Source organism: Ramlibacter sp. PS3R-8, assembly GCF_037572435.1.
Classification (GTDB): domain Bacteria; phylum Pseudomonadota; class Gammaproteobacteria; order Burkholderiales; family Burkholderiaceae_C; genus Ramlibacter.
In genome coordinates, this window is the sequence record NZ_JBBHGT010000006.1 from 1 (window position 1) to 25,925 (window position 25,925).

Annotated in this window: 31 protein-coding genes and 3 tRNA genes; 10 read left to right on the forward strand and 24 right to left on the reverse strand. The window is 68.3% G+C overall.

Annotated elements, in window-relative coordinates; all coding sequences use genetic code 11:
- From WG902_RS18320 to WG902_RS18335, 4 genes are all read right to left on the reverse strand, one after another.
- Positions 1 to 102 (reverse strand): GTP-binding protein (locus WG902_RS18320; protein WP_033456734.1); only part of this gene is annotated, 102 nt, incomplete at its 3' end.
- Positions 103 to 141: 39 nt separating this feature from the next.
- Positions 142 to 216 (reverse strand) — tRNA-Thr (locus WG902_RS18325).
- A gap of 29 nt (positions 217 to 245) precedes the next feature.
- Positions 246 to 319, reverse strand: a tRNA-Gly gene (locus WG902_RS18330).
- Positions 320 to 411: 92 nt separating this feature from the next.
- A tRNA-Tyr gene (locus WG902_RS18335) sits at positions 412 to 497 on the reverse strand.
- A 135-nt stretch (positions 498 to 632) separates the two neighbouring features.
- On the opposite strand from WG902_RS18335, the gene WG902_RS18340 reads away from it, so the two are divergent.
- A complete protein-coding gene (locus WG902_RS18340) occupies positions 633 to 1,763 on the forward strand; it encodes a patatin-like phospholipase family protein (protein WP_340061632.1) in 1,131 nt (376 codons plus the stop codon).
- A gap of 2 nt (positions 1,764 to 1,765) precedes the next feature.
- Here WG902_RS18340 and WG902_RS18345 read toward each other — a convergent pair whose 3' ends face one another.
- From WG902_RS18345 to trpE, 8 genes are all read right to left on the reverse strand, one after another.
- Positions 1,766 to 2,512 (reverse strand): uracil-DNA glycosylase, encoded by a 747-nt coding sequence (locus WG902_RS18345; RefSeq protein ID WP_340061634.1) that lies wholly within the window; start codon positions 2,510 to 2,512, stop codon positions 1,766 to 1,768.
- A gap of 1 nt (position 2,513) precedes the next feature.
- Entirely contained in the window at positions 2,514 to 3,305 is a 792-nt protein-coding gene (gene trpC, locus WG902_RS18350) for an indole-3-glycerol phosphate synthase TrpC (RefSeq protein ID WP_340061635.1), read from the reverse strand.
- A 2-nt stretch (positions 3,306 to 3,307) separates the two neighbouring features.
- On the reverse strand, positions 3,308 to 4,339 hold the full coding sequence (gene trpD, locus WG902_RS18355) for an anthranilate phosphoribosyltransferase (protein WP_340061636.1): 1,032 nt from the start codon (positions 4,337 to 4,339) through the stop codon (positions 3,308 to 3,310).
- A 16-nt stretch (positions 4,340 to 4,355) separates the two neighbouring features.
- Positions 4,356 to 5,006 (reverse strand): LysE family translocator, encoded by a 651-nt coding sequence (locus tag WG902_RS18360; RefSeq protein WP_340061637.1) that lies wholly within the window; start codon positions 5,004 to 5,006, stop codon positions 4,356 to 4,358.
- Between the two features lie 10 nt (positions 5,007 to 5,016).
- Positions 5,017 to 6,060 carry a low-specificity L-threonine aldolase gene (gene ltaE, locus WG902_RS18365; protein ID WP_340061639.1) on the reverse strand — a complete coding sequence of 348 codons (1,044 nt, stop codon included), beginning with the start codon at positions 6,058 to 6,060 and terminating at the stop codon, positions 5,017 to 5,019.
- Position 6,061: 1 nt separating this feature from the next.
- A complete protein-coding gene (locus tag WG902_RS18370) occupies positions 6,062 to 6,631 on the reverse strand; it encodes an anthranilate synthase component II (protein WP_340061641.1) in 570 nt (189 codons plus the stop codon).
- Positions 6,632 to 6,716: 85 nt separating this feature from the next.
- On the reverse strand, positions 6,717 to 7,157 hold the full coding sequence (locus tag WG902_RS18375) for a GxxExxY protein (RefSeq protein WP_340061643.1): 441 nt from the start codon (positions 7,155 to 7,157) through the stop codon (positions 6,717 to 6,719).
- Positions 7,154 to 8,674 carry an anthranilate synthase component I gene (gene trpE / locus WG902_RS18380; RefSeq protein ID WP_340061644.1) on the reverse strand — a complete coding sequence of 507 codons (1,521 nt, stop codon included), beginning with the start codon at positions 8,672 to 8,674 and terminating at the stop codon, positions 7,154 to 7,156. Before trpE ends, WG902_RS18375 begins: the two co-directional genes overlap by 4 nt.
- A gap of 324 nt (positions 8,675 to 8,998) precedes the next feature.
- Here trpE and WG902_RS18385 point away from each other — a divergent pair, with 324 nt between their 5' ends.
- Complete coding sequence (locus WG902_RS18385; RefSeq protein WP_340061646.1) at positions 8,999 to 9,589, forward strand: chalcone isomerase family protein; 591 nt, start codon at positions 8,999 to 9,001, stop codon at positions 9,587 to 9,589.
- Here WG902_RS18385 and gph read toward each other — a convergent pair.
- From gph to WG902_RS18400, 3 genes are all read right to left on the reverse strand, one after another.
- Complete coding sequence (gph, locus tag WG902_RS18390) at positions 9,558 to 10,262, reverse strand: phosphoglycolate phosphatase (RefSeq protein ID WP_340061647.1); 705 nt, start codon at positions 10,260 to 10,262, stop codon at positions 9,558 to 9,560. The genes WG902_RS18385 and gph overlap by 32 nt on opposite strands.
- Positions 10,263 to 10,328: 66 nt before the next feature.
- Entirely contained in the window at positions 10,329 to 10,568 is a 240-nt protein-coding gene (locus tag WG902_RS18395; protein WP_340061648.1) for a hypothetical protein, read from the reverse strand.
- A 127-nt stretch (positions 10,569 to 10,695) separates the two neighbouring features.
- Positions 10,696 to 12,852, reverse strand: a complete 2,157-nt coding sequence (locus WG902_RS18400; RefSeq protein WP_340061650.1) for a catalase — start codon at positions 12,850 to 12,852, stop codon at positions 10,696 to 10,698.
- A gap of 243 nt (positions 12,853 to 13,095) precedes the next feature.
- Between WG902_RS18400 and WG902_RS18405 the strand changes: the two genes are divergently transcribed.
- Positions 13,096 to 13,356, forward strand: a complete 261-nt coding sequence (locus tag WG902_RS18405) for a hypothetical protein (protein ID WP_340061651.1) — start codon at positions 13,096 to 13,098, stop codon at positions 13,354 to 13,356.
- On the opposite strand, the gene rpe is transcribed toward WG902_RS18405, so the two are convergent.
- Positions 13,353 to 14,039 (reverse strand): ribulose-phosphate 3-epimerase, encoded by a 687-nt coding sequence (gene rpe, locus WG902_RS18410; protein WP_340061653.1) that lies wholly within the window; start codon positions 14,037 to 14,039, stop codon positions 13,353 to 13,355. The two genes, WG902_RS18405 and rpe, sit on opposite strands and share 4 nt — an antisense overlap.
- A 55-nt stretch (positions 14,040 to 14,094) precedes the next feature.
- Between rpe and apaG the strand changes: the two genes are divergently transcribed.
- From apaG to WG902_RS18445, 7 genes are read left to right on the forward strand one after another with little or no spacing between them, the layout of a single operon-like run.
- Positions 14,095 to 14,475, forward strand: coding sequence for a Co2+/Mg2+ efflux protein ApaG (gene apaG, locus WG902_RS18415; protein WP_340061654.1), 381 nt, complete (start codon positions 14,095 to 14,097; stop codon positions 14,473 to 14,475).
- Positions 14,476 to 14,493: 18 nt separating this feature from the next.
- Positions 14,494 to 15,747: a cation:proton antiporter gene (locus tag WG902_RS18420; protein ID WP_340061655.1), complete on the forward strand. Its 1,254-nt coding sequence runs from the start codon at positions 14,494 to 14,496 to the stop codon at positions 15,745 to 15,747.
- Entirely contained in the window at positions 15,740 to 16,885 is a 1,146-nt protein-coding gene (locus WG902_RS18425) for a YbdK family carboxylate-amine ligase (protein ID WP_340061657.1), read from the forward strand. The genes WG902_RS18420 and WG902_RS18425 overlap by 8 nt, the downstream gene beginning before the upstream one ends.
- Positions 16,886 to 16,887: 2 nt before the next feature.
- Positions 16,888 to 17,853: a thiamine-phosphate kinase gene (gene thiL / locus WG902_RS18430; RefSeq protein ID WP_340061658.1), complete on the forward strand. Its 966-nt coding sequence runs from the start codon at positions 16,888 to 16,890 to the stop codon at positions 17,851 to 17,853.
- A 55-nt stretch (positions 17,854 to 17,908) separates the two neighbouring features.
- Positions 17,909 to 18,391 (forward strand): thermonuclease family protein, encoded by a 483-nt coding sequence (locus tag WG902_RS18435; RefSeq protein WP_340061659.1) that lies wholly within the window; start codon positions 17,909 to 17,911, stop codon positions 18,389 to 18,391.
- A 26-nt stretch (positions 18,392 to 18,417) separates the two neighbouring features.
- Entirely contained in the window at positions 18,418 to 18,954 is a 537-nt protein-coding gene (locus tag WG902_RS18440) for a phosphatidylglycerophosphatase A family protein (RefSeq protein ID WP_340061660.1), read from the forward strand.
- Positions 18,951 to 19,445: a CinA family protein gene (locus WG902_RS18445; protein ID WP_340061661.1), complete on the forward strand. Its 495-nt coding sequence runs from the start codon at positions 18,951 to 18,953 to the stop codon at positions 19,443 to 19,445. The genes WG902_RS18440 and WG902_RS18445 overlap by 4 nt, the downstream gene beginning before the upstream one ends.
- Here WG902_RS18445 and WG902_RS18450 read toward each other — a convergent pair.
- The 8 genes from WG902_RS18450 to WG902_RS18485 all read right to left on the reverse strand — a co-directional run bounded on the left by WG902_RS18450 (position 19,429) and on the right by WG902_RS18485 (position 25,923).
- Positions 19,429 to 19,701, reverse strand: coding sequence for a hypothetical protein (locus WG902_RS18450; protein WP_340061662.1), 273 nt, complete (start codon positions 19,699 to 19,701; stop codon positions 19,429 to 19,431). The genes WG902_RS18445 and WG902_RS18450 overlap by 17 nt on opposite strands.
- 132 nt (positions 19,702 to 19,833) lie before the next feature.
- On the reverse strand, positions 19,834 to 20,241 hold the full coding sequence (locus tag WG902_RS18455) for a putative toxin-antitoxin system toxin component, PIN family (protein ID WP_340061663.1): 408 nt from the start codon (positions 20,239 to 20,241) through the stop codon (positions 19,834 to 19,836).
- The gene (locus WG902_RS18460; protein ID WP_340061665.1) at positions 20,225 to 21,445 is read right to left on the reverse strand and encodes a THUMP domain-containing class I SAM-dependent RNA methyltransferase; all 1,221 of its coding nucleotides are present in this window, start codon (positions 21,443 to 21,445) and stop codon (positions 20,225 to 20,227) included. The genes WG902_RS18455 and WG902_RS18460 overlap by 17 nt, the downstream gene beginning before the upstream one ends.
- Positions 21,442 to 23,007 carry an RNA polymerase factor sigma-54 gene (gene rpoN, locus WG902_RS18465; protein WP_340061666.1) on the reverse strand — a complete coding sequence of 522 codons (1,566 nt, stop codon included), beginning with the start codon at positions 23,005 to 23,007 and terminating at the stop codon, positions 21,442 to 21,444. The genes WG902_RS18460 and rpoN overlap by 4 nt, the downstream gene beginning before the upstream one ends.
- A 16-nt stretch (positions 23,008 to 23,023) precedes the next feature.
- Entirely contained in the window at positions 23,024 to 23,812 is a 789-nt protein-coding gene (gene lptB / locus WG902_RS18470; protein ID WP_340061667.1) for an LPS export ABC transporter ATP-binding protein, read from the reverse strand.
- A complete protein-coding gene (lptA, locus tag WG902_RS18475) occupies positions 23,812 to 24,438 on the reverse strand; it encodes a lipopolysaccharide transport periplasmic protein LptA (RefSeq protein WP_340061668.1) in 627 nt (208 codons plus the stop codon). The genes lptB and lptA overlap by 1 nt, the downstream gene beginning before the upstream one ends.
- Positions 24,439 to 24,545: 107 nt before the next feature.
- Positions 24,546 to 25,199, reverse strand: a complete 654-nt coding sequence (locus tag WG902_RS18480; protein WP_340061669.1) for a thiol:disulfide interchange protein DsbA/DsbL — start codon at positions 25,197 to 25,199, stop codon at positions 24,546 to 24,548.
- 73 nt (positions 25,200 to 25,272) lie between these two features.
- On the reverse strand, positions 25,273 to 25,923 hold the full coding sequence (locus WG902_RS18485) for an SPOR domain-containing protein (RefSeq protein ID WP_340061671.1): 651 nt from the start codon (positions 25,921 to 25,923) through the stop codon (positions 25,273 to 25,275).
- Between the last annotated feature and the right edge of the window lie 2 nt (positions 25,924 to 25,925).

Genomic DNA, 25,925 nt, shown 5'->3' on the forward strand with positions numbered 1-25,925 from the left:
CGTGGTGATCGCCGCCGTCAGGGTCGTCTTGCCGTGGTCCACGTGACCGATGGTGCCCACGTTGACGTGCGGCTTGGTCCGCTCGAATTTGCCTTTTGCCATTTTTTCGACTCCGAAAAAAGTAACGATCTAACGATTGACTGGTGCCCTTGGCGGGAATCGGACCCGCGACCTCTCCCTTACCAAGGGAGTGCTCTGCCACTGAGCCACAAGGGCGAATTCATTTCGCCGGCAAGACGGTTGACTGGAGCGGGTGGCGGGAATCGAACCCGCGTCATTAGCTTGGAAGGCTAAGGTTCTACCATTGAACTACACCCGCCTAGTGCTTGCTCACGAGACCCTGCGCGGACTTCCCGGCGCCAACCACTCAACCGTTTCACCAACGCCCAGGATTTTTCGAACGAACAAACCTGGTGGAGGAGGCTGGATTCGAACCAGCGTAGGCGTAAGCCAACAGATTTACAGTCTGCCCCCTTTAGCCACTCGGGCACCCCTCCGGCGAGCCTCAGACTATAGCACGATCGATCCGCCAAAGACGCCACCCCGCGGCGTGCAAACCGACGCGCCTGAGAGGAGCCTGACGCTCGCAGGGGTATCGCGGAAGTGGCGCACGGATGTTGCTATGGTGACCCATGCGCATGCTTAACCTGGCCCTTCAGGGCGGTGGTTCCCACGGCGCCTTCACCTGGGGCGTGCTCGACGCCTTGCTGGAGGACGGCCGCATCGGTATCGAAGGCCTCAGCGGCACCAGCGCGGGGGCGGTCAACGCCGTCGCGCTGGCCAGCGGCTGGGCCAAGGCGGAGGCGGCGGGCCGCGACCCGCGCGAAGGGGCGCGCGAGAAACTCGCAGGCATCTGGGACCGCGTCAGCGCACTGGGCAGCCTCGGAGCCTTGCAGCAGCAGTTCATGCGCATGCTGTGGGGCGGCCTGCCCCCCGAGCTGTCGCCGGGCAACATGATCGGCAATGCCTGGAGCCGGCTGCTGTCCCCCTACCAGAGCAATCCACTGGACATCAATCCGCTGCGGAACATGCTCGACGAGGAGATCGACTTCAAGGCGATCGCGGCGCACCGCGAGCTGAAGGTCTTCGTGTCGGCCACGCATGTCACGACGGGCAAGGCGGTCGTCTTCACCGGCAAGCAGCTCGATGCCCAGGCGGTGCTGGCGTCGGCGTGCCTGCCGATGCTGTTCCAGGCAGTCGAGATCGACGGCGAGGCTTACTGGGACGGCGGCTACTCGGTCAACCCCGCGCTTTCGCCGCTGGTGAGCGAATGCCGCACGGCCGACCTCATGCTGGTGCAGATCAATCCCCTGGCGCGGCAGCAAACGCCCAAGAAGCCGGCCGAAATCGTGGACCGCGTCAACGAGCTCACCTTCAACGCCAGCCTGCTGACCCAGATGCGCATGATCGACTTCGTCAACCGGCTGGTCGAGGAAGGCAGCGTGTCCCACGCCCGCTGCAAGAGCGTTCGCGTGCACCGCGTCGACGGAGGCGCCGCGCTCGAGTCGTTCCCGACGTCCAGCCGCGCATCCGCCGACGGCGCGATGATCACCCGCCTGTTCGAAGCCGGGCGCGTCTCCGGTCGGGGCTGGATGCAGCAGCATTTCGAAGCTGTGGGTCGCCATTCGACCGTGGACATCCGCCGGGACTACCTGGACGACACCCGCATGGAGTTGCCGCATCCGCCGCACGGCGGCATGCGCTCCATCGGCCGTGGCTTCCGCCCTTGGCTGGCCAGGCTGCTGCGGCAGCGTGGCGCCTAGCCCTACCAGCGGATCGGAGGATCCAGCAGGACCTGCAGCTGCGCAAGCTGCGTGGCGGCTTGCCCGGCGAACTCCTGCTTGAAGTCGTTGGACGGATGGCGCGCCCGCAGGACGCGGTCGGCCGGAAGCGCCAGGCCTTCGGCCATCGTGTCGAAGAACACCTGGGCGGGCCGGCCCCAGAGCCACGCGACCGGAACCGGCCGACCGGATGCGAGCCGATCGCGGTACAGAGCGCGCAGCACGCCCGTCGTCCACGCTTGCCAGCCAACGCCCAAGTGGCTGCCGATCTCGCCCAGCCGCACGGTCAGCGCGGTGTTCAGCAGCAGTACGCCCTGCGCCGCCCAGTGTTCCAGGTTGGCAACTTTCGGACGGGTGAAGCCGGGCAGGTGCGCCTCGAAGGCCTTGTAGACGTTGCGCATCGACGGCGGAATGCGCTGCAGCGACGAAAAGGCCAGCCCGCAAGCGTCCCCCGGGGTCGGATACGGATCCTGGCCGAGGATCAGCAGCCGCACGTCCTGCGGCTTGACCAGTTCGAAGGCAAGGAAGGGCCGCGCAGGACCCACCGCGGCGGTCCTGGCATCTTCATCGACGCGTTGCGCCACCGCCTGGGCCTGTGCTTCCAGACCCTCGCACAGGGCCAGCCATTCGGCCGGCAGGTCAGTCCAGGCCTCGGCCAGCGAGCGCGTGAGGGCTCCGACTTTCCCCCCTCCTGCATCGCTGCCGAACCCGAGCTCCTGCTGGCCCGCCACTTCACGCCTCGAACAATGCGGCCAGCGCCTCGCCGGGTTCCTTGGCCCGCATGAACGCCTCTCCGACCAGGAAGACGTGGACTCCGGCGGCGCGCATGCGCTGCACGTCCTCGCGGGCCTGGATGCCCGACTCGGTCACCAGCAGGCGGTCGCCCGGCACGTCCTTCAGCATCGCCAGCGTGGTCTCCAGGCTCACCTCGAAGGTGCGCAGGTTGCGGTTGTTCACACCGATGAGACGCGTCTTCAGCTTCAAGGCGCGCTGCAGCTCCGCCGCGTCGTGCACTTCCACCAGCACGGCCATGTCCAGGCTGCGCGCAACGCCCTCGAGCTCGGCCATCTGGGCGTCCGACAGGCAGGCGGCGATCAGCAGGATGCAGTCCGCGCCCATCGACCGCGACTCGTACACCTGGTAGGCGTCCACGATGAAGTCCTTGCGCAGCACCGGCAGGTCGCAGGAGGCGCGCGCCTGCTTGAGGAAGTCGCTGCTGCCCTGGAAGAACTGGCGGTCCGTCAGCACGGACAGGCAGGCAGCGCCATGTTCCGCATAACTCTGCGCGATGTCGGCCGGGATGAAGTCCTCGCGCAGCACACCCTTGCTGGGGCTGGCCTTCTTCACTTCCGCGATCACGGCGGGCCGGCCCGCGGCCACCTTGGCGCGCAGGGCCGCCTCGAAGTCGCGCGTGAGCACGCGGCTGAAGGCGTCCTCGCGCACGATCGCCAGCGGCCTCTTCTTCTTCGCCGCCGCGATCTCCTCGTGCTTGACCGCGACGATCTGGTCCAGGATGTCCGCCATGGTCACGTCGCCAGGCGCTTGGACACGCTCACCAGTTGCTCCAGCCTGGCATGCGCGGCGCCCGAAACGATGGCGGCCGTGGCCTTGGCGATGCCTTGCGGAATGTCGGGCGCCACGTTGGCGGCATAGAGCGCCGCTCCGGCGTTGAGGATGACGATGTCGCGGGCGGCGCCCGGCTGGTTGTCCAGCACCTGCCGCATCATGGCCAGCGACTCCTGCGGCGTCTCGACCTTGAAGGCACGGTTGCTCGCCATGGGCAGGCCGAAGTCCTCCGGGTGGATCTCGTACTCGCGGATCTCGCCGTTGCGCAGCTCGCCCACCATGGTCGCGGCGCCCAGGCTCACTTCGTCCATGCCATCGCGGCCGTACACCACCAGCGCGTGCTCGGCGCCGAGGCGTTGCAGCGCGCGGACCTGGATGCCGACCAGGTCGGGGTGGAAGACGCCCATCAGGATGTTCGGGGCGCTGGCGGGATTGGTGAGGGGACCGAGGATGTTGAAGATGGTGCGCACGCCCAGCTCCTTGCGCACCGGCGCCACGTTCTTCATCGCCGGATGGTGGTTGGGCGCGAACATGAAGCCGATGCCCGTTTCCTGGATGCACCTGGCGATCGCCTCCGGCGACAGGTGGATGTTCACGCCCATCGCTTCCAGCACGTCGGCGCTGCCGCTCTTGCTGGAGACGCTGCGCCCGCCATGCTTGCTGACCTTGGCGCCGGCCGCCGCCGCGACGAACATCGAGCAGGTCGAAATGTTGAAGGTGTGCGAACCGTCGCCTCCGGTGCCCACGATGTCCAGCAGGTGCGTCTTGTCCGCCACGTTCACCTTGGTGGAGAACTCGCGCATCACCTGCGCGGCGGCGGTGATCTCGCCGATCGTTTCCTTCTTCACGCGCAGTCCGGTGATGAGCGACGCGGTCATGACCGGCGACAGCTCGCCGCTCATGATCAGCCGCATCACGTGCAGCATCTCGTCGTGGAAGATCTCGCGGTGCTCGATGGTGCGCTGCAACGCTTCCTGGGGGGTGATCGACATGTCTGCTCCTCGGAACTTATCGGTTGGGATTGTCGGCCACCGCCAGCCGCAAGCCAAATGCGATGAACATGGCGCCTGCCGTGCGGTCAAGCCAGTGCATGCCGCGCTGCACGGCGCCATGGCGGGCCATCCAGCCCGCGCCGGCCGCCCATGCGGAGTTGACCGCCACGCTGTTGATGTTGAACAGGGTGCCGAGCAGCACGAAGGCCAGCGCCTTGTGCTCGGTCTCCGGCGCGATGAACTGCGGCACGAACGCCAGGAAAAAGATCGCGACCTTGGGGTTCAGCACATTGGTCAGGAAGCCGCCACGGAAGACCGCCCACAGGTCCGCCGGCTCGTAGGCCGGGTTTCGCAACGCGAACCCCGGCACCTGCGCCGGCGCCTTCGCAAACAACAACTTCACCCCCACCCACACCAGGTACCCCGCCCCGGCCCACTTCAATACCGTGAACGCCGTCGCCGACGCCGCCAGCAAGGCACTCACCCCGACCGCCGCGGCGAACACGTGCACGAAGCATCCGGCCGTGACGCCCAGGCCGGCGACGACGCCGGCGCGCGTGCCGCTGCGCAACGCGTTGCTGACGATGTAGAGCACGTCCGGCCCCGGCGTCAGGTTCAGCAGCAACCCGGCGGCGATGAACAAGGCAAGGTGCTGCGCGTCCGGCATGGCCCTGCCCTCAGCCCTGGAAGCAGGAGCGGACGGCCGCGACGGCGCGGTCGACACCCGCTGCGTCGACGTCCAGGTGCGTGACGAAGCGCAGGCGGTACAGGCCGGTGGCCAGCACACCTTCGCGCGCGAGGGCGTCGACCAGCCCGGCGGATTTTTCCCGCGCCGGCCCCGTCAGGTCGACGAACAGGATGTTGGTGTGGGGCGGCTCGACCCGCAGGCCTTCGATACCGGCCAGGCCTTCCGCCAGTCGCCGCGCCAGGGCGTGGTCCTGCGCCAGCCGCTCGATATGGTGGTCCAGCGCAAACGTCGCCGCGGCCGCCAGCATGCCGGACTGGCGCATGCCCCCGCCCGCCATCTTGCGGATGCGGCGCGCGCGGCCGATCAACTCCCGGCTGCCGCACAGGGCGGAGCCGATCGGTGCACCCAGGCCCTTGCTGAAGCACACCGAGACACTGTCGAACAGCCCCGCGATGCGGCGCGCCTCGGCCCGCGCATCGCTGCCGTTGGCGGCGGCCTGCGCCACGGCGGCGTTGAACAAGCGGGCGCCGTCGAGGTGGGTGGACAGGCCCTTCGACCGCGCGAAGGTCGTCGCTTCCTGCAGGTAGGCCAGCGGCAGCACCTTGCCGCCGAGCGTGTTCTCCAGGGAAAGCAGGCGGCTGCGGGCGAAGTGCGGATCGTCCGGCTTGATCGCCGCGGCGATGTCCGCCACGGCGAGCGTGCCGTCCGGCTGGTGGTCCAGCGGCTGGGGCTGCACGCTGCCGAACACCGCGGCCCCACCACCCTCCCACCGGTAGGCGTGCTGCATCTGGCCGACGATGTATTCATCGCCGCGCTGGCAGTGCGACAGCACCGCGCACAGGTTGCTCTGCGTCCCGGTGGGAACGAACAGCGCGGCCTCGAAGCCGAGCATGGCCGCGATCTTTTCCTGCAATGCGTTGACGCTGGGGTCGTCGCCGAACACGTCGTCGCCCAGCGGGGACGCCATCATGGCGGCGCGCATGTCCGCGGTGGGCTGGGTGACGGTGTCGCTGCGCAGGTCGATGGCTTTCATGTCACTTCTGCTCCAGGAAGTTCTTCAGCATCGCGTGGCCATGCTCGGTGAGGATGGACTCGGGGTGGAACTGGACGCCTTCGATGGCCAGCGTCTGGTGGCGCACGCCCATGATCTCGCCGTCGGGCGTCCAGGCCGTCACCTTCAGCTCGGGCGGACAGCTTTTGCGTTCGATCGCGAGCGAGTGGTAGCGGTTGACGGTGAAGCGCTCCGGCAGGCCGGCGAACACGCCTTCCCGGGTGGTGGTGATCTCGCTGGTCTTGCCGTGCATCAGTTGCTGCGCGCGCACGATCTTTCCGCCGAGCGCAGCGCCAATGGCCTGGTGACCGAGGCAGACGCCGAGGATGGGGAGCTTGCCGGCGAAGTAGCGGATGGCTTCGACCGAGATCCCCGCTTCCGCAGGGGAGCAGGGTCCGGGCGAGATGACGAGGCGGTCGGGCTTGCGGGCGGCGATCTCATCGATCGTGATTTCGTCGTTGCGGAACACTTCTACGTCGGCGCCCAGTTCACCGAAATACTGGACGATGTTGTAGGTGAAGCTGTCGTAGTTGTCGACCATGAGAAGCTTCATTGCGCCGCTCCCTTGAAAGCCAGACAGCCGGACGCAGAAGGCGCAGAAGTTACGCAGAAGGCGCAGAAGAAATCCATGAAGATTTTCATAGTTTGTTCACTACGCGGTGGATGGCTTTCACGACCGGGAAAACGTTGAAATTCAGGAGCAGGCCAAGCTTCAGACCCGAGAGTCGAAGGTAAGAAAGCACCTGGGCGCGGTGAATGTCGGCCAGTGCATCGACCGCCTTCACTTCCACAATGACCGACTGCTCCACGATGAAGTCGGCCCGGTACGTGAGCCCTATGTCCCGCCCCTTGTACCGGCCCGTCAGCTGGACCTCGCGCTGAAATCCGATCTCACGTTCCCCAAGCTCGATCGCAAGCGCGGCGGAATACGCGCTTTCCAGCAAGCCGACGCCGAGCACGCGCTGCACCTCCACCGCAGCCCCGATGATGGCGTGAGAGCAATCATTTTCAATCGGGTGTTCCTTCTGCGACTTCTGCGTAACTTCTGCGCCTTCTGCGTCCGGATGTTGGCTTTTCATTCCAGCCCCTCCTCCACCAGCTCAGACGCGCGAAGAAGGGCCCGGGCCTTCGCCTCCGTCTCCTTCCACTCCAGCTCCGGCACCGAATCAGCCACCACTCCCGCCGCCGCCTGCACGTAAAGCGTCTGGTCCTTGATGATCCCAGTGCGGATGGCGATCGCCACGTCCATGTCGCCTGCGTACGAGAGATACCCGCAGGCGCCGCCATAGATGCCGCGCTTGACCGGTTCCAGCTGGTCGATCAGCTCCATCGCGTGCACCTTCGGCGCGCCGGTCAACGTGCCGGCCGGGAAGGTGGCGCGCAGGACGTCCATGTTCGTCATGCCGTCATTGAGGATGCCCTCGACGTTGCTGACGATGTGCATCACGTGGCTGTAGCGCTCGATCACGAACGCGTCCGACACTTTCACCGACCCGGTCTTCGCGATGCGGCCGATGTCGTTGCGCGCCAGGTCGATCAGCATCACATGCTCGGCGCGCTCCTTCGCATCGGCCAGCAGTTCCAGCTCCACCGCCTTGTCCACTTCCGGCGTGGCGCCACGCGGCCGCGTGCCGGCCAGCGGCCGGATGGTGATCTTCTGGCCCTCCGGCGTGTTCTCCTGCCGCACCAGGATCTCCGGCGAGGCCCCGACGACATGGAAGTCGCCGCCACCCGCCGACGCGCCGGTGAAGTTGTAGAAATACATGTACGGGCTGGGATTGAGCGACCGCAGCGCGCGGTACAGCGTCAACGGCGCCTCGGTATAGCGCTTCTTGATCCGCTGCCCCACCTGCACCTGCATGAAGTCGCCGGCCGCGATCAGCTCCTTGGCGCGCTCCACGGCCTTCACATAGTCGGCTTTCGCGAACTCGCGCTCCGCCGGGAAGGTCTCGGTCTGCCGCACCGTCGGCGCGCTCACCGAATACTTCAACTGATCCTTCAGTTCGCGCAGGCGCTTCTTGCCGTTCGTGTACGCCTCGGTCTTGCCCGGATCGACATAAACGATCAGGTACAGCTTGCCCGACAGGTTGTCGATGACCGCCAGTTCCTCGCATTGCAGCAACAGGATGTCCGGCGTGCCGATCGTGTCGGGCGGGCAGCTCTTTTCCAGCTTCTTCTCGATGTAGCGCACGGTGTCGTAGCCGAAGTAGCCGGCCAGCCCGCCGCAAAAGCGCGGCAGCCCGGGGCGCAGCGCCACCTTGAAGCGCTGCTGGTACGCCTCGATGAAGTCCAGCGGATTGCCGCCGGCGGTTTCGACCACCTGGCCATCCGTGACCACCTCGGTGGCGGCCTCTTCGCCGAAGCCGCTCGCGCGCAGGAACGTGCGCGCCGGCAGGCCGATGAAGCTGTAGCGGCCGAAGCGTTCGCCGCCGACCACGGACTCCAGCAGGAAGCTGAGCTTGCCGCCTCCCTTGGCATGGGCCAGCTTCAGGTACAGCGACAACGGCGTTTCGAGATCCGCGAAAGCCTCCGCGATGAGCGGAATGCGGTTGTAGCCCTGCAACGCAAGGCTCTTGAATTCGAGTTCGGTGATCAAGGGGTGAGCCTCCACAAGCTCGGCGGCGCGGGATGCCGCAAAAAAACCGGGTTTGCCTCGAGTGAGGCCGCGGGGCACGGGCTGCCCCGTGCGGTCAGGAACGCACTGGAACAGGCTTGCGCCAGGGCCAGGCTCCCCGGTCGCTGCAACCTGTGATCACCGTGCGGTGGATGAACATGCGAACAGTGTAGCAAAGGGATTTCGGCGCTCGCGTCAATTGCAAAAGCGCCACCCTTTACCGAGCAAACCCCTGTTGTGCCAACGCCGGGCGGCCTGCGACAATTTGTAAAAAGCACGAACGTTCAGTTTTTCCAGGGACTTCCCATGAACCTCCGCCACTCCTCGCACGCCACCATGCTCGCCGCATTGCTGGCTCTCCCATTGGCCGTCGCTGCGGACATCACCGTCTCCGGCGTCCGGTATGAAGACTCGGCGCACATCGCCGGCAGCCGCTTGCAGCTCAACGGCGCGGGCACCCGCTACAAGGGACCTTTCAAGGTCTACACGGCCGGCCTGTATCTGGGCAAGAAGTCCGCCACGACCGAGGAAGCACTGGCGCTGCCCGGCGCCAAGCGGATGCAGGTCGTCATGCTGCGCGACATCGATGCCAGCGAGCTCGGCAAGCTGTTCGTGCGCGGCGTGGAGGACAACATGGATCGCGCTTCGATGTCGCGCCTGATTCCCGGCCTCATGCGCATGAGCCAGATCTTCACCGACCACAAGAAGCTGCAGCAGGGCGAGAACTTCAGCATCGACTGGGTGCCGGGCACCGGCACCATCGTGTACGTGCGCGGGGTGCAGCAAGGCGAACCGTTCCGGGAGCCGGAGTTCTTCAACGCACTGCTGCGCATCTGGCTGGGCCCGGCGCCGGCGGACTGGCGCCTCAAGGAGAGCCTGCTGGGCAAGTCGGCCTGACGCTCGCCAGCCAGCCGCCAAGTTCCGCCAGCGAGTCAAGGTAGCCGTCGGCGTCCACCACGCCGCGCACCGGCTCGCCGTGGTTGTAGCCGTACGTCACCAGGACCACCGGGCAGCCCGCGGCGCGCGCCGCGGCGGCGTCGTTGCGCGAATCGCCGATCATCAACGTGCAAGCAGGCGCTGTGCCCAGGGCCTCGCAGGTCTTCAGCAAAGGCAGCGGATCGGGCTTCTTCCGTGCGAAGGCATCGCCGCCGAACACCCTGTCGAAGGATCCCGCCAGCCCCTTGGCCGCCAGCAGATCACGGGCGAACTCCCCGGGCTTGTTGGTCAGGCAGGCCAGCCGCAGGCCGGCAGCCTGCAGCGCCGCGATGCCTTGTTCCACGCCGGGATACACCGTGGCCCAACGACCATTGCATGCGCGGTAGGCGGCCTGGTAGGCATCCCAGGCCCGCGGATCACTGGCATCCGGGGCGCCCACATGCTGCAGCACACGTTGGATCAGGTGTTCGGAACCCTTGCCGATGTGGCGTTCGACCACGCCCGCGTCGACCTCCGGCAGGTGCAGCGATCGCAGCATCGCGTTCGCTGCATAGGTGAAATCGCCGAGGGTGTCGACCAGGGTGCCGTCCAGGTCGATGATCGCCGCGCGCAGCGGCGAGGAGGAAGAGCGCATGGCGCCAGCATAGCGGCGCCCAACAAAAAGCCAGGCCGGAGCCTGGCTCGTTGGGGGCCGGTGCGCTTAACGTGCGCGGCGAACGCTGCCACCCTCGTCGCCGGGGTCGCGCGGGGCGGAAAAACAGCCCGGAGGCACGTGCCGGCGGCTGCGTCCGGACGGAGACTCGTCGCGCATGGAGGAAAGCGTCCGGTACCCCGGCACGATTTCAGGCTGCCGCTCCGGATCCACCACGGCGAAACCGCGCCCACAGCCGAGGATGCGCGACTGGATGACCTGTTTCTCGTAGTTGCTGCTGGCTTTCACGCTCGATCTCCTGCACTCGCGGCCGGAAAACCGGCCAAGGCAGCCATTGAGCCGTCAGTCGCCGTCCGACACCGTCAGATCATCTGACATTGATGCGTAGGACGTTCCCTACACCATGACGCGCAACTCAGGCAGGGACCTGTTCGACGAGCGCCCGGCCCCAATGCCTGTGCCTGGCCATCGCCGCGATGAAATCCTGCGCCATCTGCAGGCGCGTGGTGGGTTCGTTGGTGCCGATCAAGACCCCGGCAGGGGCCGGAGCGTCCGGCGCTCCCAGCCCGGCGTTGCGCAGGATCTCCGCGGACTCGCCGATCAGGCACAGCGGCTTGCAATGCTTGTAGGCCTCCAGCACGAAGTGGACGGCATCGCCATCCTTCATCAGCGCCTGCGCGCTGGCGGCGCCACCGGGGACCAGCACCGCGTCGAACATCACCGAAGGCATGGTCTGGAAGGTGTGGTCGATGGGCACGTGCTGCCCGGATGACGAATTGATCACGCCAAGGTGGGCGGCCACCACCCGCGTGGTGGCGCCGACGTCGTGCAGCGCCTGCTGGATCACCTTGTACGCGCCCAGTTCCACCCCGGCCGCCATCACCACCGCCACCCGGCGGGTGTGGATGGGGCCGCCCTGTGACTCCATGCTGAGGGAGGGCGCGCTTTCCATCAGCGGCTTGGCGCGCTGCTCGCGAAAGCCAGCGCGTCCGGCAGCCGACTTGGCGTCCGGCGGACCGATCCCCAGGGGCTCGGCGACCTTGCGTGCGAGCCGGGCATCGACATGCGCGAGGTTGTCCACGATGCGCTGGCGGATGGCCGGCACCTCCACCCGCGACAGCTCGAACTGGAAGGCGGCGGTGATGTGTTCTTTCTCCCACGCGCTCTGGCTGTTCCAGAACAGCGTGGCCTGGCTGTAGTGGTCGTCGAAGCTGGGGCTGCGCCGCCGGATCTTCGGTGACTCGATCTCCTCGGCATGGCTCTGGAAGCCCTGCTCCCCGCCATCCGCCCGGAATTCCGACCCGTTGGCGAGCGTGTTCGGTTCATACGACACGCGGCCCTTCGGGATGGTCACCCGGTTCATGCCCCCGCGCTGGAAGTTGTGCATCGGGCAGACCGCGCGGTTGATGGGCAGCTCATGGGAATTGGGTCCGCCCAACCGCGTCAGCTGCGCATCGGTATACGAGAACAGGCGTCCCTGCAGCAGCGGGTCGTTGGTGAGGTCGATGCCGGGCACCACGTGGCCGGGGTTGAACGCCACCTGTTCCACCTCGTTGAAGTGGTTGTCGGGATTGCGGTTCAGCACCAGCTTGCCCACCGTGAGGATCGGCACCAGCTCTTCGGGGACCAGCTTGGTGGCGTCGAGCAGGTCGACGCCGAGTTTCGCCGCGCGTTCCTCGTCGATCAGCTGCAGGCCGAGCTCCCATTCGGGGAAATCGCCGCGGTCGATCGCATCCCACAGGTCGCGACGGTGGAAGTCCGGGTCCTTGCCCGCGATCTTCTGCGCCTCGTCCCATGCCAGGGCATGCTTGCCCAGCTTCGGCCGCCAGTGGAACTTGACGTAATGACAGACGCTGCGCGCGTTGACGAGGCGAAAGGTATGGACGCCGAAGCCCTCCATCATCCGGTAGCTGCGCGGGATCGCCCGGTCCGACATCAGCCACATCAGCATGTGCGAGCTCTCGGGCATCAGCGACACGAAGTCCCAGAAGGTGTCATGGGCGCTGGAGGCCTGGGGCATGTCGTGGTGCGGTTCCGGCTTGATCGCGTGCACCAGGTCCGGGAACTTCATCGCATCCTGGACGAAGAACACCGGGATGTTGTTGCCCACCAGGTCGTAGTTGCCTTCGCGCGTGTAGAACTTCACTGCGAAGCCGCGGACGTCGCGCACCGTGTCGGCCGAACCGCGCGAACCGATGACGCTGGAAAAGCGCACGAACACCGGCGTGCGGCTGCCCACCTCCTGCAGGAAGTCGGCCTTGGTGTACTCCACCAGGGGCCGCGTCAGCTCGAAGTAGCCGTGCGCCGCCGCGCCGCGCGCGTACACCACGCGTTCCGGAATGCGCTCGTGGGCGAAGTGGCTGAGCTTTTCCCGCAGGACGAAGTCTTCCAGCAGGCTCGGCCCGCGCACCCCGGCCTTGAGCGAATTGTGGTTGTCGGGAAGCACCACGCCCTGGTTCGTGGTGAGCAGGTTTTCAGGCCCCTGGGTAAAGGACTCCAGTTGCTTCTGGCGGCTGGCGACAGCGTCGCCGGGTTTGGATTTGCGTGAGCCCTCCGTGCGGGAAGAGGCCATGTATGACTCCTGGGGTGACCGGCTTGCAACGCCGCGCGGTGCGTCCCGCATTGGAACAAGCCTCAGCGGGACCGACCGTAGCCCTTCAGCGGGCGCGTTTGTACGGCAACGCCGCCATGCGCCGTAGGAGCGGTCCCACGGCCGCATGGGAAGCCGGCTGGCGTGCAAACACCCGGTTCGCGCGGTTGCGTCCTACCGGCGGGACGGCGCCGCCCGGCCACCATGTTCCCCAAGGAGATTCGCATGACCCGCATGAAGGAAGAACGTCATTCGCCGCCGCCGCCCTCGCGCGGCAACACCGAGTCGGCGCAGGGCGAGGACCAGGCGCCCAAGGCACGCACGCCGAACGAGCGCGACGAATCCGCGGACAGCCAGGCGGCCGACAACCAGAGTGCGCGCCGCATGGGCCAGATCGCGCACGACGACGTCGAAGCGGGAAAGACGGACACCACCAAGGGTGCCGAACTGGACGCCACTTACCAGCGCGTCCGCAAGGGCCGCTAGCCGCGCAGCTGCGCGCGCATGGCGTCGATGACGCCGCGATAGTCCGGCTTGCCGAAAATCGCGCTGCCGGCCACGAAGGTGTCCGCACCGGCGGCGGCAACCCGGGCGATGTTGTCCACCTTGATGCCGCCGTCCACCTCGAGCCGGATGTCGCGGCCGCTGGACTCGATGCGCTTGCGCGCATGTTCCACCTTGCGCAGCGCCGAGTCGATGAAGCCCTGGCCGCCGAATCCGGGGTTCACGCTCATCACCAGCACCAGGTCGATGTCGTCGATCACCCAGTCCAGCACGTCCAGGGACGCCGCCGGATTGAACACCAGCCCCGCCTTGCAGCCCGCCGCCTTGATCGCCTGCACGCTGCGGTGCACATGCGCCGATGCGTCCGGGTGGAAGCTGATGTAGTCGGCGCCGGCCTGCGCGAACGCCTGCGCCAGCGCATCGACCGGCTGCACCATCAGGTGGACGTCGATCGGGACCGGCGCGCCGGCGGCCGTCTTCGCATGCGGCTTGAGCGCGGAGCAGATCATCGGCCCGAAGGTGAGGTTGGGCACGTAATGGTTGTCCATCACGTCGAAATGGATCCAGTCGGCGCCGCCGGCGATGACGTTGCGGACCTCGTCTCCCAGGCGCGTGAAGTCCGCGGAGAGGATGGACGGTGCGATGCGGAAAGTGCGCGGGTTCATGCCCCCTATTGTCGCCCACGCTGCAGGGGCCCCGCCGGGGTTAGCATTCGCCTCCATGGCCCGTTATGCATTCGAGATCGAAGTCGATCCCCGTTACCTGCCGGAGCAGTCCGCCCCTGACCAGGGGGTGTGGAGCTTCGCGTACACCATCACCATCCGCAACTCCGGCGAGGTGCCGGCGCAGCTGATCTCGCGCCACTGGGTCATCACGGACGAAATGGCCCGGGTGGAGGAGGTGAAGGGCCTGGGCGTCATCGGGCAGCAGCCGCTGCTCAAGCCCGGCGAAGCGTTCGAGTACACCAGCGGCTGCCGCCTGCGCACCGCCAGCGGCACCATGCAGGGCACCTACTTCTGCGTGGCCGAGGACGGCGAGCGCTTCGAGGTGGAGATCCCCGCTTTCGCGCTCAACGACGGCAGCCGCCGTGTGCTGCATTGAGCGCGCCGGGGTCCGCACGTGGATGAGGTGATGGCGATCTGGGCCGAGTGGGTCAAGCCGTCGGCCGGATTGCCCACCGTGCAGTGGTCCTTGCTGCTGGCGCTGGCGGCGGCCGCCGGCCACCTGCTGCAACGGTACACGGGCCTGCCCAAGGTGGTCGGCTATTCCATCGTCGGCACGCTGGCCGGCCTGCTGGGTTTTGCCGGCGCGGCCTGGCCCCTGCAAGGCGTGACGCTGTTCCTGCTGGAACTCGGCGTGGCCGTCGTGCTGTTCGAAGCGGGAGGCCGCATCGCGCTGCGCTGGTTCCGGCACAACCCGATGGTGCTGTTGCAAAGCCTGCTGGAGTCCCTGCTGACCGCCATCGTCGTCTACTACGTGATGCGCTGGCTGAACGTGCGCGCGCCGGTGGCCGAGGGCGTGGCGCTGATCGCGATGGCCGCGTCGCCCGCGGTGCTCAGCCGCGTGATCGCCGACACGCGCGCAGCCGGCCCGGTGACCGAACGGGCCATGGTGCTGTCGACGCTCAGCACCTTCTATGCCCTGACGCTGGTCAGCGCCCGCGCCGGCACGCTGCACCGCGAGGAAACCAGCTTCTTCTCCGCGCTCTACCCGGTCCTGGTGGTGCTCGGCGTCTCGTTCATCGTCGGCGCGCTGCTGGCGCTGGCGCTGCGCACGGCCTTGCGCGTGATGAGCCCCACCAGCGAGAACACGTCCATCCTGCTGATTTCGCTGGTGGCGGCGGGCACGGCGCTGGCCGCGCACTTCGGCGGTTCGGCGCCGCTGGCGGCGCTGATCGGCGGACTGATGCTCAAGCAGCTGCATCCGCGCCCCTGGGCCTGGCCGCGCCAGTTGGGGACCGCCTCGTCGCTGCTGACGATGCTGATGTTCGTGCTGGTGTCGGTGGTGGCGGCAAAGGCGGAATGGAATCCGGCGGTGGCCGGCCTGGTGGCCGCATTCGTGGTCGCCCGCGGACTGGCCAAGATCGCCGGCGTGTCGCTGGCCAACCGTGGCAGCGGCACGAGCTGGCGGCAGGCGATCTGGACCGCCGCGGCCATGTCCCCGATGTCGTCCATCGCGCTGCTGCTGGTGTCGCAGTTCGTCGCCTCGTCGATGACGATCGGGCCGCGCATCGCCACCATCGCGCTGCCCGCGATCCTGATGATGGAAGTCCTCGGCGCCATCATCGCCACCTTCGCGATCTACCGCGCCGGGGAAAGCCTCAAGCCCTGGGAGGCGCCTGGCGGCCTGGCGTCTGGAGAAGTGCGTGGATAGCCAGGTCGCACCCGCACTGGAAAGCTTTGCCCATTCAGCCGCGCTGACGATCGGCGTCGAGCTGGAACTGCAGCTCGTGAACACCCACGACTACGACCTGGCGCCGTACTCGGACGAGATGCTGCGGCTGATGGCGAAGATCCCGTTGCCCGGATCCGTCGTCCCGGAGATGACCTCCAGCATGATCGAGATCTCCACCGGCATCTGCCGCTCCTGCTCGGAGGTGCTGGGCGAGCTTTCGCAGCTGCGCGACGCGCTGGTGCGCTGCGCCGACAAGCTGAACATCGCCTGCACCGGGGGCGGCACGCACCCGTTCCAGCAATGGCACGAGCAGCGCATCTACGACCGTCCGCGCTTCCGGCAGCTGTCGGAACTGTACGGCTACCTCACCAAGCAGTTCACCATCTTCGGCCAGCACGTGCACGTCGGCTGCCCGGATGCGGACAGCGCGCTGCTCATGCTGCACCGCATGTCGCGCTACATCCCGCACTTCATCGCGCTGTCGGCGAGCTCGCCCTTCGTGCAGGGACAGGACACGCAGTTCGATTCGGCCCGCCTGAACTCCGTGTTTGCGTTCCCCATGTCCGGCCGCGCTCCCTTCACCTTGAGCTGGGACGAGTTCGGCCACTGGTTCGCCAAGACCACGCGCACCGGCGTGGTCAAGAGCATGAAGGACTTCTACTGGGACATCCGGCCCAAGCCGGAATACGGCACGATCGAGATCCGGGTGTTCGACACGCCGCTCACCATCGAGCGGGCCGCTGCCCTCGCGGGTTTCGTGCAGTCGCTGGCGGCCTGGTTCATCGCCGAGCAGCCCTTCGCACCCCAGGAAGACGACTACATGGTCTACACCTACAACCGCTTCCAGGCCTGCCGCTTCGGGCTGGAGGCGGTGTACGTCGAGCCCGAAAGCGGCCAGCACCTGCCCTTGCGCGAGCACATCCTGCAAACGCTGGACAAGGTGGCGCCGCACGCCCGCACGCTCGGCGCCGATGCCGCGGTGGAGTCGCTGCGCGAGTCCGCGCGGAACAGCGTGAACGACGCGCGCTGGCTGCGCGAGACCCAGGGCCGCGAGCGCTTGCTGGCCGAGATGGTGCGGCAGGGTGCGGAGCGTTTTCGCGGCCGGGCCCGGGGGTGATGATGGGCGAGTTCGACCTGATCGCGCGTTACTTCACCCGCCCAGCGCGGCGCAGTCCGCTGGGCGTAGGCGACGACTGCGCGTTGCTGCAGCCGCGCGCCGGCATGCAACTCGCCGTCTCCACCGACCTGCTGATCGAAGGCCGGCATTTCCTGTCGACGGTGGATCCGGCGCGCCTGGGCCACAAGGCGCTGGCCGTCAACCTCAGCGACCTGGCCGCCTGCGGCGCCGAGCCGCTTGCCTTCACCCTGTCACTCGCCCTGCCGCGGGTGGACGAGCCCTGGCTCGCGGCGTTTTCCGCCGGCCTGCTGGCGCTGGCGGACGCGCACGCCTGCGAACTGGTGGGCGGCGACACCACGCGCGGGCCGCTGGCGATCAACATCACCGTGTTCGGCGAAGTGCCGGCGGGTCAGGCGCTGCTGCGCTCCGGTGCGCGCGCCGGCGACGACCTGTGGATCAGTGGCACGCTCGGTGATGCCCGGCTGGCGCTGGACGCTTTCCGCGGACTCGTGTCGTTGCCGCAAGACGTCTTCGACCCCGCGCGCCTGCGCCTGGAGACCCCGCAGCCGCGCGTCGCCCTCGGGCTGGCCTTGCGGGGCATTGCGACATCCGCCATCGACATCAGCGACGGATTGCTCGGCGACCTGCGGCACGTGCTGCAACAGTCCGGCGTCGGCGCAACGGTGGACAGCGCGCCCGCGTGCACCCTGCTCGCCGCCGCGCGCGGGGCCTGGGCCATCGAGCGCGAGCGCATCGAGGAGCTGGTGTTCGCCGGCGGCGACGACTATGAGCTCGCCTTCACCGCGCCCCCGGATCGGCAAGAAGCGGTGCAGGCCGCCTCGGCACGATCGGGCACACCGGTCACCCGCATCGGCGTGATCGAGTCGCAGCCCGGGCTGCGCGTGATCGGCGCCGACGGGCGCACGCTGGCCCGCCGCTTTGCCGGCTTCGACCACTTCGGCCCATGAGCCGCCGGGCCGCCCCAAGGCGAATCCCGCAGCGCGTGGCGCGGAAGGTGGTCCCATGAACCTGCGCACCTGGCTGCTCCTGCTTGCCTGCTGTGGCGCCGCGGCGGCCCACGCCGCCGTTTTTCGCGGCACCGTCACCCACGTCACCGACGGCGACACGCTGTGGGTGCGCCCCGCCGCGGGGGGCGCGCCGGTGGAGATCCGGCTGCTCGACCTCGACGCGCCGGAGGGTTGCCAGCGTTTCGGCGCGGAATCCAAGCAGGCCCTGGCCCGCCGCGTGCTCAACGAACCGGTGCGCGTGCGCACCCGCGGCACCGACGATTACGACCGCGTCCTCGCCCGCGTCGAACTGCGCCAGCAGGATGTCGGGGGCTGGATGGTCCGGCACGGCTATGCGTGGTCCGTGGGTTTTCGCGACAAGCCCGGCCCGTACGCCAAGCAAGAGCAGCAGGCCCGGGCGGAACGCGCCGGCCTGTGGTCGACCCCGGGCGCGCTGGAGCCGCGCAATTTCCGCAAGCGCTTCGGCCGCTGCCAGTGAGGGACGCCCCGCTACCATCGCGGGTGATGCCAGACGCCGCCCTCGCCGAGCCTGCCTTGTCGCCCCCACGGCGGCCCTCGGTGCGCTTCATGTTCTCGCATCCGGCGCACCTGGTCGCCCTGGGGTTCGGCTCGGGCCTGGCGCCGTTCGCACCGGGCACCAGCGGCACGCTCTGGGCCTGGGTGGCCTATGTCGCGATGCAGCACTGGTTGAGCCCCTGGCTGTTGGGCACCATCGTGGCGCTGTCGGTGCCGGTGGGCTGGTGGGCCTGCACCATCACGGCCCGCAACATGCGTATCGCCGATCCCGGGGCCATCGTCTGGGACGAAGTCGCCTGCTTCTGGATCGTGCTGTGGGTGCTGATGCCGGCCGCGTGGCCGGCGCAGGCGGCGGCCTTCGTGCTGTTCCGGGTGCTCGACATGGCCAAGCCGGGCCCGGTGGGCTGGGCCGACCGGCACTTCAAGGGCCACGGTTGGGCGGGCGGTTTCGGCATCATGATGGACGACCTGGTGGCTGCGTTCTGCACGCTGCTGGCGCTGGCGTTCTGGAGGCATTGGGGATGAGCGACGCGACGACTTCGCAGCTGTGCGCACAACTGGCGCAGGCCCTGCTGGCACGCGGCTGGAAGCTGGCCACCGCGGAAAGCTGCACCGGCGGCATGATCTCTGCCGCCTGCACCGACCTGGCCGGCTCCAGCAACTGGTTCGAGCGCGGCTTCGTGACCTATTCGAACGAGGCCAAGGTGGATTCGCTGGGGGTGGACGCCGCCTTGATCGCGCAGCACGGCGCGGTGAGCGAAGTGGTGGCGCGCGCCATGGCGTTCGGCGCCATCCGCCACTCGCTGGCGCAGGCCAGCGTCGCAGTCACCGGCGTCGCGGGCCCGTCGGGCGGCAGCCCGGACAAGCCGGTGGGCACGGTGTGGTTCGGGTTCCAGGTGGACGGCCGGCTGACCAGCGAAACGCGCCGGTTCGCCGGGGATCGGGCCGCGGTGCGGACGGCGACAGTGCAGCACGCCTTGCGGCGGCTGCTGGAGCTGCTCAACCCTGCGAGCTGACGCGGGGCCGGTGGCCGCTGCGGTTGCGGCGGTTCACCAACCGCGGCAACAGGAAGGTGCGCCGCAGGCCTTCGGCCGCGCAGGCCGCCGTGGACTTCATGTCGTGACCCAGGGTGCCCAGTTCCTGGTCGATCTCCTCGATGCGATCGCTCCAGCGCCCGGTCTGCATCTGGTCCATCGCCAACACCATGCGCAGGGCGAGCAGGTTGCGAACCAGTCGGGCCTTGCGATCTTCGAGGGTGTCGTCGTGGGTCACGTGGATGTTCCTTGGATGAATGGAGCATCTCCCGTGCCAGGGCGCGGCCCTGTCGGAGGCGGGCGGGACACGCGCTGCCTTCTTCCTACCTGCGCTGTAGTACGCCGGCTCGCCGCCGGGCATTTCCGGTGCCTACGAAGGCAGCAGGGCCGCCGCGGTCACATGCAACCCGGCCAGGCGCTTGCGCATCCGCAGCACTTCGTCGTCCTTGCTCAGCAGGAGACAGCGGTGCGCCACCGCGAGGTCGATGAATTTCTGGTCGTCGGGGTCGCCGCAGGTCACCCCGGCCTTGGGCGGCGCCTCGACCAGTTGCGCGTGGCGGTCGAAGTCCCGCAGCACGCTGTCGGCACTGCCGCGGTGAAAGGCGACCCGGGGAGCGAGCTTGGGATAGGCGAGGACGCGCGCCAGCTCCTCGCGCATGGCGGCGGTGGCCAGCCAGCGCAGGGCACCGGACTGCAGGCCTTGTTGCAGCTGACTCGCACCGGGATCGCCGAACACCAGCAGGTCCAGCACCACGTTGGTGTCAATCACCAACTGCATCTGGACCACCCCGGGCGGCGCGGGCGGAACCCGCCACCATGTCGAACCGGAACAGCCGGCACTCGATCGGCCCGTTCCACATCGGGATGCGACGCGATTCTTTCAGCCGCATGCGGCCGGGCAGCTTGGCGTCGGGCGACAGCACCCACGCGGTCCACCCGGCATAGTTCTTCTTCCAGTGCGAGGCCAGTTGCGTGAAGAAGTCGCCTGCATTTTCCATCTGCGCCTGCTCGCGGCCGCCGCGGCCGCGCCCGGCGACCCCCGCGGCCTCGATCCGCTCGCCGTAGGGCGGATTCAGCAGCATGACGCCCGGAGTTTCGCTCGGCGGCATCCGTTGCAGTGCATCGCCGCCGCGCAATTGCACGGCGTCGCCGACACCGGCGCGCTCGGCGTTGCGCTGCGCGAAGTCGACCATCCGGAACGCCACGTCGCTGCCGAACACCGGCGCCGTCGGCGCGCGGCGGGCCGCCTGGGCTTCGGCCTTCAACGCACCCCAACCTGTTGCCGAATAGGCCCGCAGGCGCTCGAACCCGAAGCGCCGCATCAGGCCGGGCGCGATGTTGCAGGCGATCTGCGCGGCCTCGATGGCGATGGTGCCGCTGCCGCAGCACGGGTCGTACAGCGGCGTGGCCGCGTCCCATCCGCTGGCGGCGATCACGGCCGCGGCCAGCGTTTCCTTCAGCGGCGCCTCGCCCTTGTCCTCGCGCCAGCCGCGCTTGAACAGGGGTTCGCCCGACGTGTCCATGTAGAGCGTCACCTCGTCGGCCGACAGGTGGGCGAACACGCGCGCGGCGGGCCACTGGGTGTCGACGTCGGGGCGCACCCCGCCGCGTTCGCGAAAGCGGTCCGCCACCGCATCCTTGATCTTCAGCGCCGCGAAGTTCAGGCTCTTGAGCGGGCTCTGGTGGGCGGTGAGCTCGATCTTGAAGGTCTCGCGAGGCGTGAACCACTCCTCCCAGGGCACGCCCGCAGCGGCCGCGTAGAGGTCGTCTTCCGCGCGGTAGGGCTGGTGGCCGACCTGCACGAGCACGCGCTGGGCCAGGCGGGAGTGCAGGTTCAGCCGCTGCATCGCCTCCCAGTCGGCGCGCACGCGCACGCCACCGCGCAGCGTCTCGGCGGCCGTGCCGGTGATGCGCTGCACCTCGTCGGCGAGCCACGCCTCGACGCCGGCGGCGCAGGGCAGGAAAAGGGGGAGAGTGTTCACAGTTCCTTGCGCAGGTTGGCGGGGGCGATGCGCAGGGCGTCGCGGTACTTGGCCACGGTGCGCCGCGCGCATTCGATGCCCTGCTCCTTGAGCATCTCGGAAATCTGGCTGTCCGACAACGGCTTCTTGTTGCTTTCGGCGGCGACGAACTGCTTGATCAGCGCGCGCACGGCCGTGCTCGACGCATTGCCGCCGGTCTCGGTGCCCAGGGCCGAGCCGAAGAAGTATTTCAGCTCGAAGGTGCCGAACGGCGTCGACATGTACTTGGCCGTCGTCACCCGGGAGATCGTCGACTCGTGCAGGCCCAGTTCGTCCGCGATCTCGCGCAGGACCAGGGGCCGCATCGCCAGCTCGCCGTGCACGAAGAAGTTGCGCTGGCGCTCGACGATGGCGGAGGACACGCGAAGGATGGTGTCGAACCGCTGCTGGATGTTCTTGATGAACCAGCGCGCCTCCTGCAGGCGCTGCTGCAGCGCCTGGTGGCCTTCGCCCTTGTGCGCCTTCAGCGCGCCGGCGTAGACGTCGTGCACGCGCAGGCGCGGCATGACGTCCGGATTGAGCATCACCCGGAAGTGGACCCGGGCGCCGCGGCCGACCTGCGTCACCAGCACGTCGGGCACGACGATGTTGCGCTCGACGTCGATGAAGCGGCGGCCCGGCTTGGGCTCCAGCCGCGTGATCAGGCCGATCGCCGCCTTCACGTTGGGCTCCACTTCGCCGGTCAGCGCTGCCAGCCGCTTGACGTCGCGCTTGGCCAGCAGGTCCATCGGGTGCTGGCACACCTTGATCGCCGCGCAGCACGCCGTGTCGTCCGGAGTTTCCTCCGCCATGGCCCGCAGCTGCAGCAGCAGGCACTCGGCCAGGCTGCGCGCGCCGACGCCGGGCGGGTCCATCCGCTGCAGCAGGCGCAGCGCCATCGTGAAGCGGTGCTGCAGCTCCTCCTGCTGCGCCAGGTCGCCGGGCGCCAGGCTCGCAGCGAGCGCATCCAGCGAGTCCTCCAGATAGCCGTCGTCGTTCAGCGACTCGATCAGGAAGCGCAGCGCGGCGCGGTCCACTTCGTCCAGGCGCAGTGACAGCGCCTGCCGGTGCAGCCAGGAAGGCAGGGACTCGTTGCCGCGCGCCAGCTCCGTCGCATCGACCTCGCCGTCGCCGTTGTCGTTGCGGCGCGCCGCCGGCGCTTCGCCGCCCCACTCGCCGTCGTCCGGCACGGTCTCGGTGTTGCCGTCGCTCTCCCAATTGGGCGCGGCGTCGTCGCCATAGTCAGCCGGGTCCGCGGACGGCTCGGCCTCGCTGGCGGATGCAGGCGCGGCGTCGTGCCCGTTGGCCAGCGGCTCGAAGCCGGGTTCCGCTTCCGACGCCGGCCCCGGCGCGTCCGATGCCGCCGGCCCGAACTCCTCCGCGTGGTCGTCGCCCAGCACGTCGAGGAACGGGTTTTCGTCCAGCATCTGCTGGATCTCCTGGCCCAGCTCGAGGGTGGACAACTGCAACAGCCGGATCGACTGCTGCAGTTGGGGAGTCAGCGCGAGGTGCTGGGAAACGCGAAGGGAGAGCCCCTGTTTCATACTGCCGGCGGACGTCCTACATGCGGAAGTGCTCGCCGAGATAGACCCGGCGCACGTCGGCGTTGTTCACGATGTCGGCAGGGGTGCCCTGCGCCAGCACCGAACCTTCGCTGATGATGTATGCGTGGTCACAGATGCCGAGCGTCTCGCGCACGTTGTGGTCGGTGATGAGCACGCCGATGCCGCGCGACTTGAGGAAGCTGATGATGCGCTGGATCTCGATGACGGCGATCGGGTCGATGCCGGCGAAGGGCTCGTCCAGCAGGATGAAGCGCGGCTGGGTCGCGAGGGCGCGCGCGATCTCGACCCGGCGGCGTTCACCTCCGGAAAGCGCCACCGCCGGCGAATCGCGCAGGTGCTCCACCCGCAGGTCCTGCAGCAGCGCGGTCAGGCGCCGCTCGATCTCGGGCCGCGCCAGCGACGAGCCATCCGCGTTGCGCTGCAGTTCCAGCACCGCGCGCACGTTGTCCTGCACGTTCAGCTTGCGGAAGATCGAAGCTTCCTGCGGCAGGTACGACAGGCCCAGGCGCGAGCGGCGATGGATCGGCATGTGCTCCACCGGCCGGCCGTCGATGGAGATCTCGCCGCCGTCCGCGCGCACCAGGCCCACGATCATGTAGAAGGACGTCGTCTTGCCTGCCCCGTTGGGCCCGAGCAGTCCGACCACCTCGCCATTGGCGACGGCCAGCGAGACGTCCTGCACCACCTTGCGGCCGCCGTACGACTTGCGCAGGTGGCGCACTTCCAGCCGGCTGGCCGACGCGGCCACCGGCGGTTGCGCGTGCAAGGTCTCGGCGTCACCCATCAACGGCTCTCCGGCGGCAGCGTGGTGGAGGACCGCAGGCGCGGTGTCGGGCCGGACGGCGCCGGTGCCGCCGGTGCGGAGGCCGAGCTGCGCGGCGCGATGGTGGCGCGCACGCGGCCACCCGCGTTGGCCGGCGAGCCGCCCGCGGCGGCGCTGCCGTCCACGCTGAACTGGTCGTTGCTGTTGTCATAGGTGATGACGGAGCCACTGGTCTCGTCATTCACCGTCTCGCCGCGCAGCCGGCGCATCTCGGCGCGCCCGACGAACTTCACGCGGTCGGCGCGGCCGTCGTATTCGATGGTTTCGGCCTCGCCCTCGATGAATTCATCCGCGCCGTCGCGCTTTTGCCGGAAGAAGGCGCGCTTGCCGGGCTCGGCCGTCACGGTGCCGAACTGGAACCCCTCGGGGTCCTGCCGCACCGCGACGCGGGCGCCGCGGATGATGATGGACCCCTTGGTGACCACCACCTTGCCGCTGAACACGCTGGTCTGGCGCAGGTCGTCATACTTCAGCGAGTCGGCTTCCACGTTCATCGGCTTGGTGCGGTCGGCCTTTTCGGCGCCGGCCGGCGTGCCGGCCAGGGCAAGGGCCAGCAGCAGCGAAATGGAAGGGAGGATGTGGTTCATAAAGGCACGAATCTTGCTGTGATTGTAGCGACCCCCAATCGAAAAGCCCGCTCGCGCGGGCTTTTTCCCTTCGATCCCCCGCGTCGGATGTCGGGGTTTCGCTCCAGCTACTTCGACTTGCGCGCTTCGGCGACGAGGTGGTCGACGACCTGCAGGGCACGGTCCATGTTGCCGGCCAGGTCGCCGTCGACGTAGTAACGGCCCGCCACGCCCATCGCGGGAACCCCGTCCACCATGTAGGCGTCCTGCAGCTGCTTGGCGCGGCGCGCCTTGGTGGACACGGCGAAGGAGTTGTACTGCTCCTGGAACTTCGCCTTGTCCACCCCGTTCTTTTCGACGAAGGCGAGGATCTGGTCCTCCTTGGCGGTCGGCTGGCGGTTCACGTGGATCTCGGCGAACACCTTGCCATGCAGTTCTTCGACCTTGCCCATGGCCTCCAGCGCGTAGTACAGGCGCTGCTGCGGCACGAATTCGTCGCGGAAGGCCACCGGCACGCGGCGGAACGCCACGTCCGCCGGCGCCTTCTTCACCCAGGCGTTGAGCTTGGGCTCGAAGGCATTGCAGTGCGGGCAGCTGTACCAGAAGAATTCGACCACCTCGATCTTGCCGGCCGGCGCCTCGACGAGCGCCCGCTTCTCGAGCGCCCGGAAGTCCTTGCCTTCCTGGGGCGTGCGGACCTGCGCCAGCATCAGTCCCGGAAAGCCCAGGGCCGTGGTGCCCAGGACGGCCGCCGTGGCCGCCGGAAAGTCGCGTCGCTTCATTGCTCTGGTTCTCCTAGATTCGTTTCTGAGCGCGGCGCCGGCGCAATGGTTCCGCCAGCGGGTCAGCCTGCCGTCAGCGTTGCACCCGCACCAGCGCGGTTTCGAAGCCGCCGGCGTCGAGCTTTTCCTTCTGCCGATCGGCGTCGTCCTTGCTGGTGAACGGGCCCACCCGCACCCGGTAGACCTGGCGGCCGGCCTGGTCGCGTTCGGTCACCCTGGCTTCGATGCCCATGAGCGACAGCTTGGCCCGCTGCGCCTCCGCATCCTCGGACGTGCGGAAGGCGCCCGCCTGCACGAAATACATGAAGGGGTCGCTGCCTCCGGCGGCGCGCGCCGCGGCCAGGTCGCCCAGCGGATCTGCCGGCGCCGGCCGGCCCGCGACGGCGGGCGGCTCCGCGCCCTTCGGCTTGGCGGCGTCCTGCCGGCCGGGAAGGACGCTCTCCGAGGCCCGGGCCGCCGGCGGCGCGGCGGGCGGTGTGGCCACGCCCGGCGCGGGGGGCAGCGGCTTGGCCGGATTCTTGCCGTACAGCGGCGCGTTCGGGTCCCAGTTCTGGTTCTTGCGGGTTTCCGCCGCGTCCTGTTCCGCGGAGCGGCTCGGCCCCTTGTTCAGGAAGGGGATCGGCACCTTGGTGACGTAGACCGCCACCGCAAGGGCGGCAGCCAGCCCCAGCACGATGCCGATGATGATGCCGATGATGACGTTGCCGCGTTGCTTGTATTCCATGC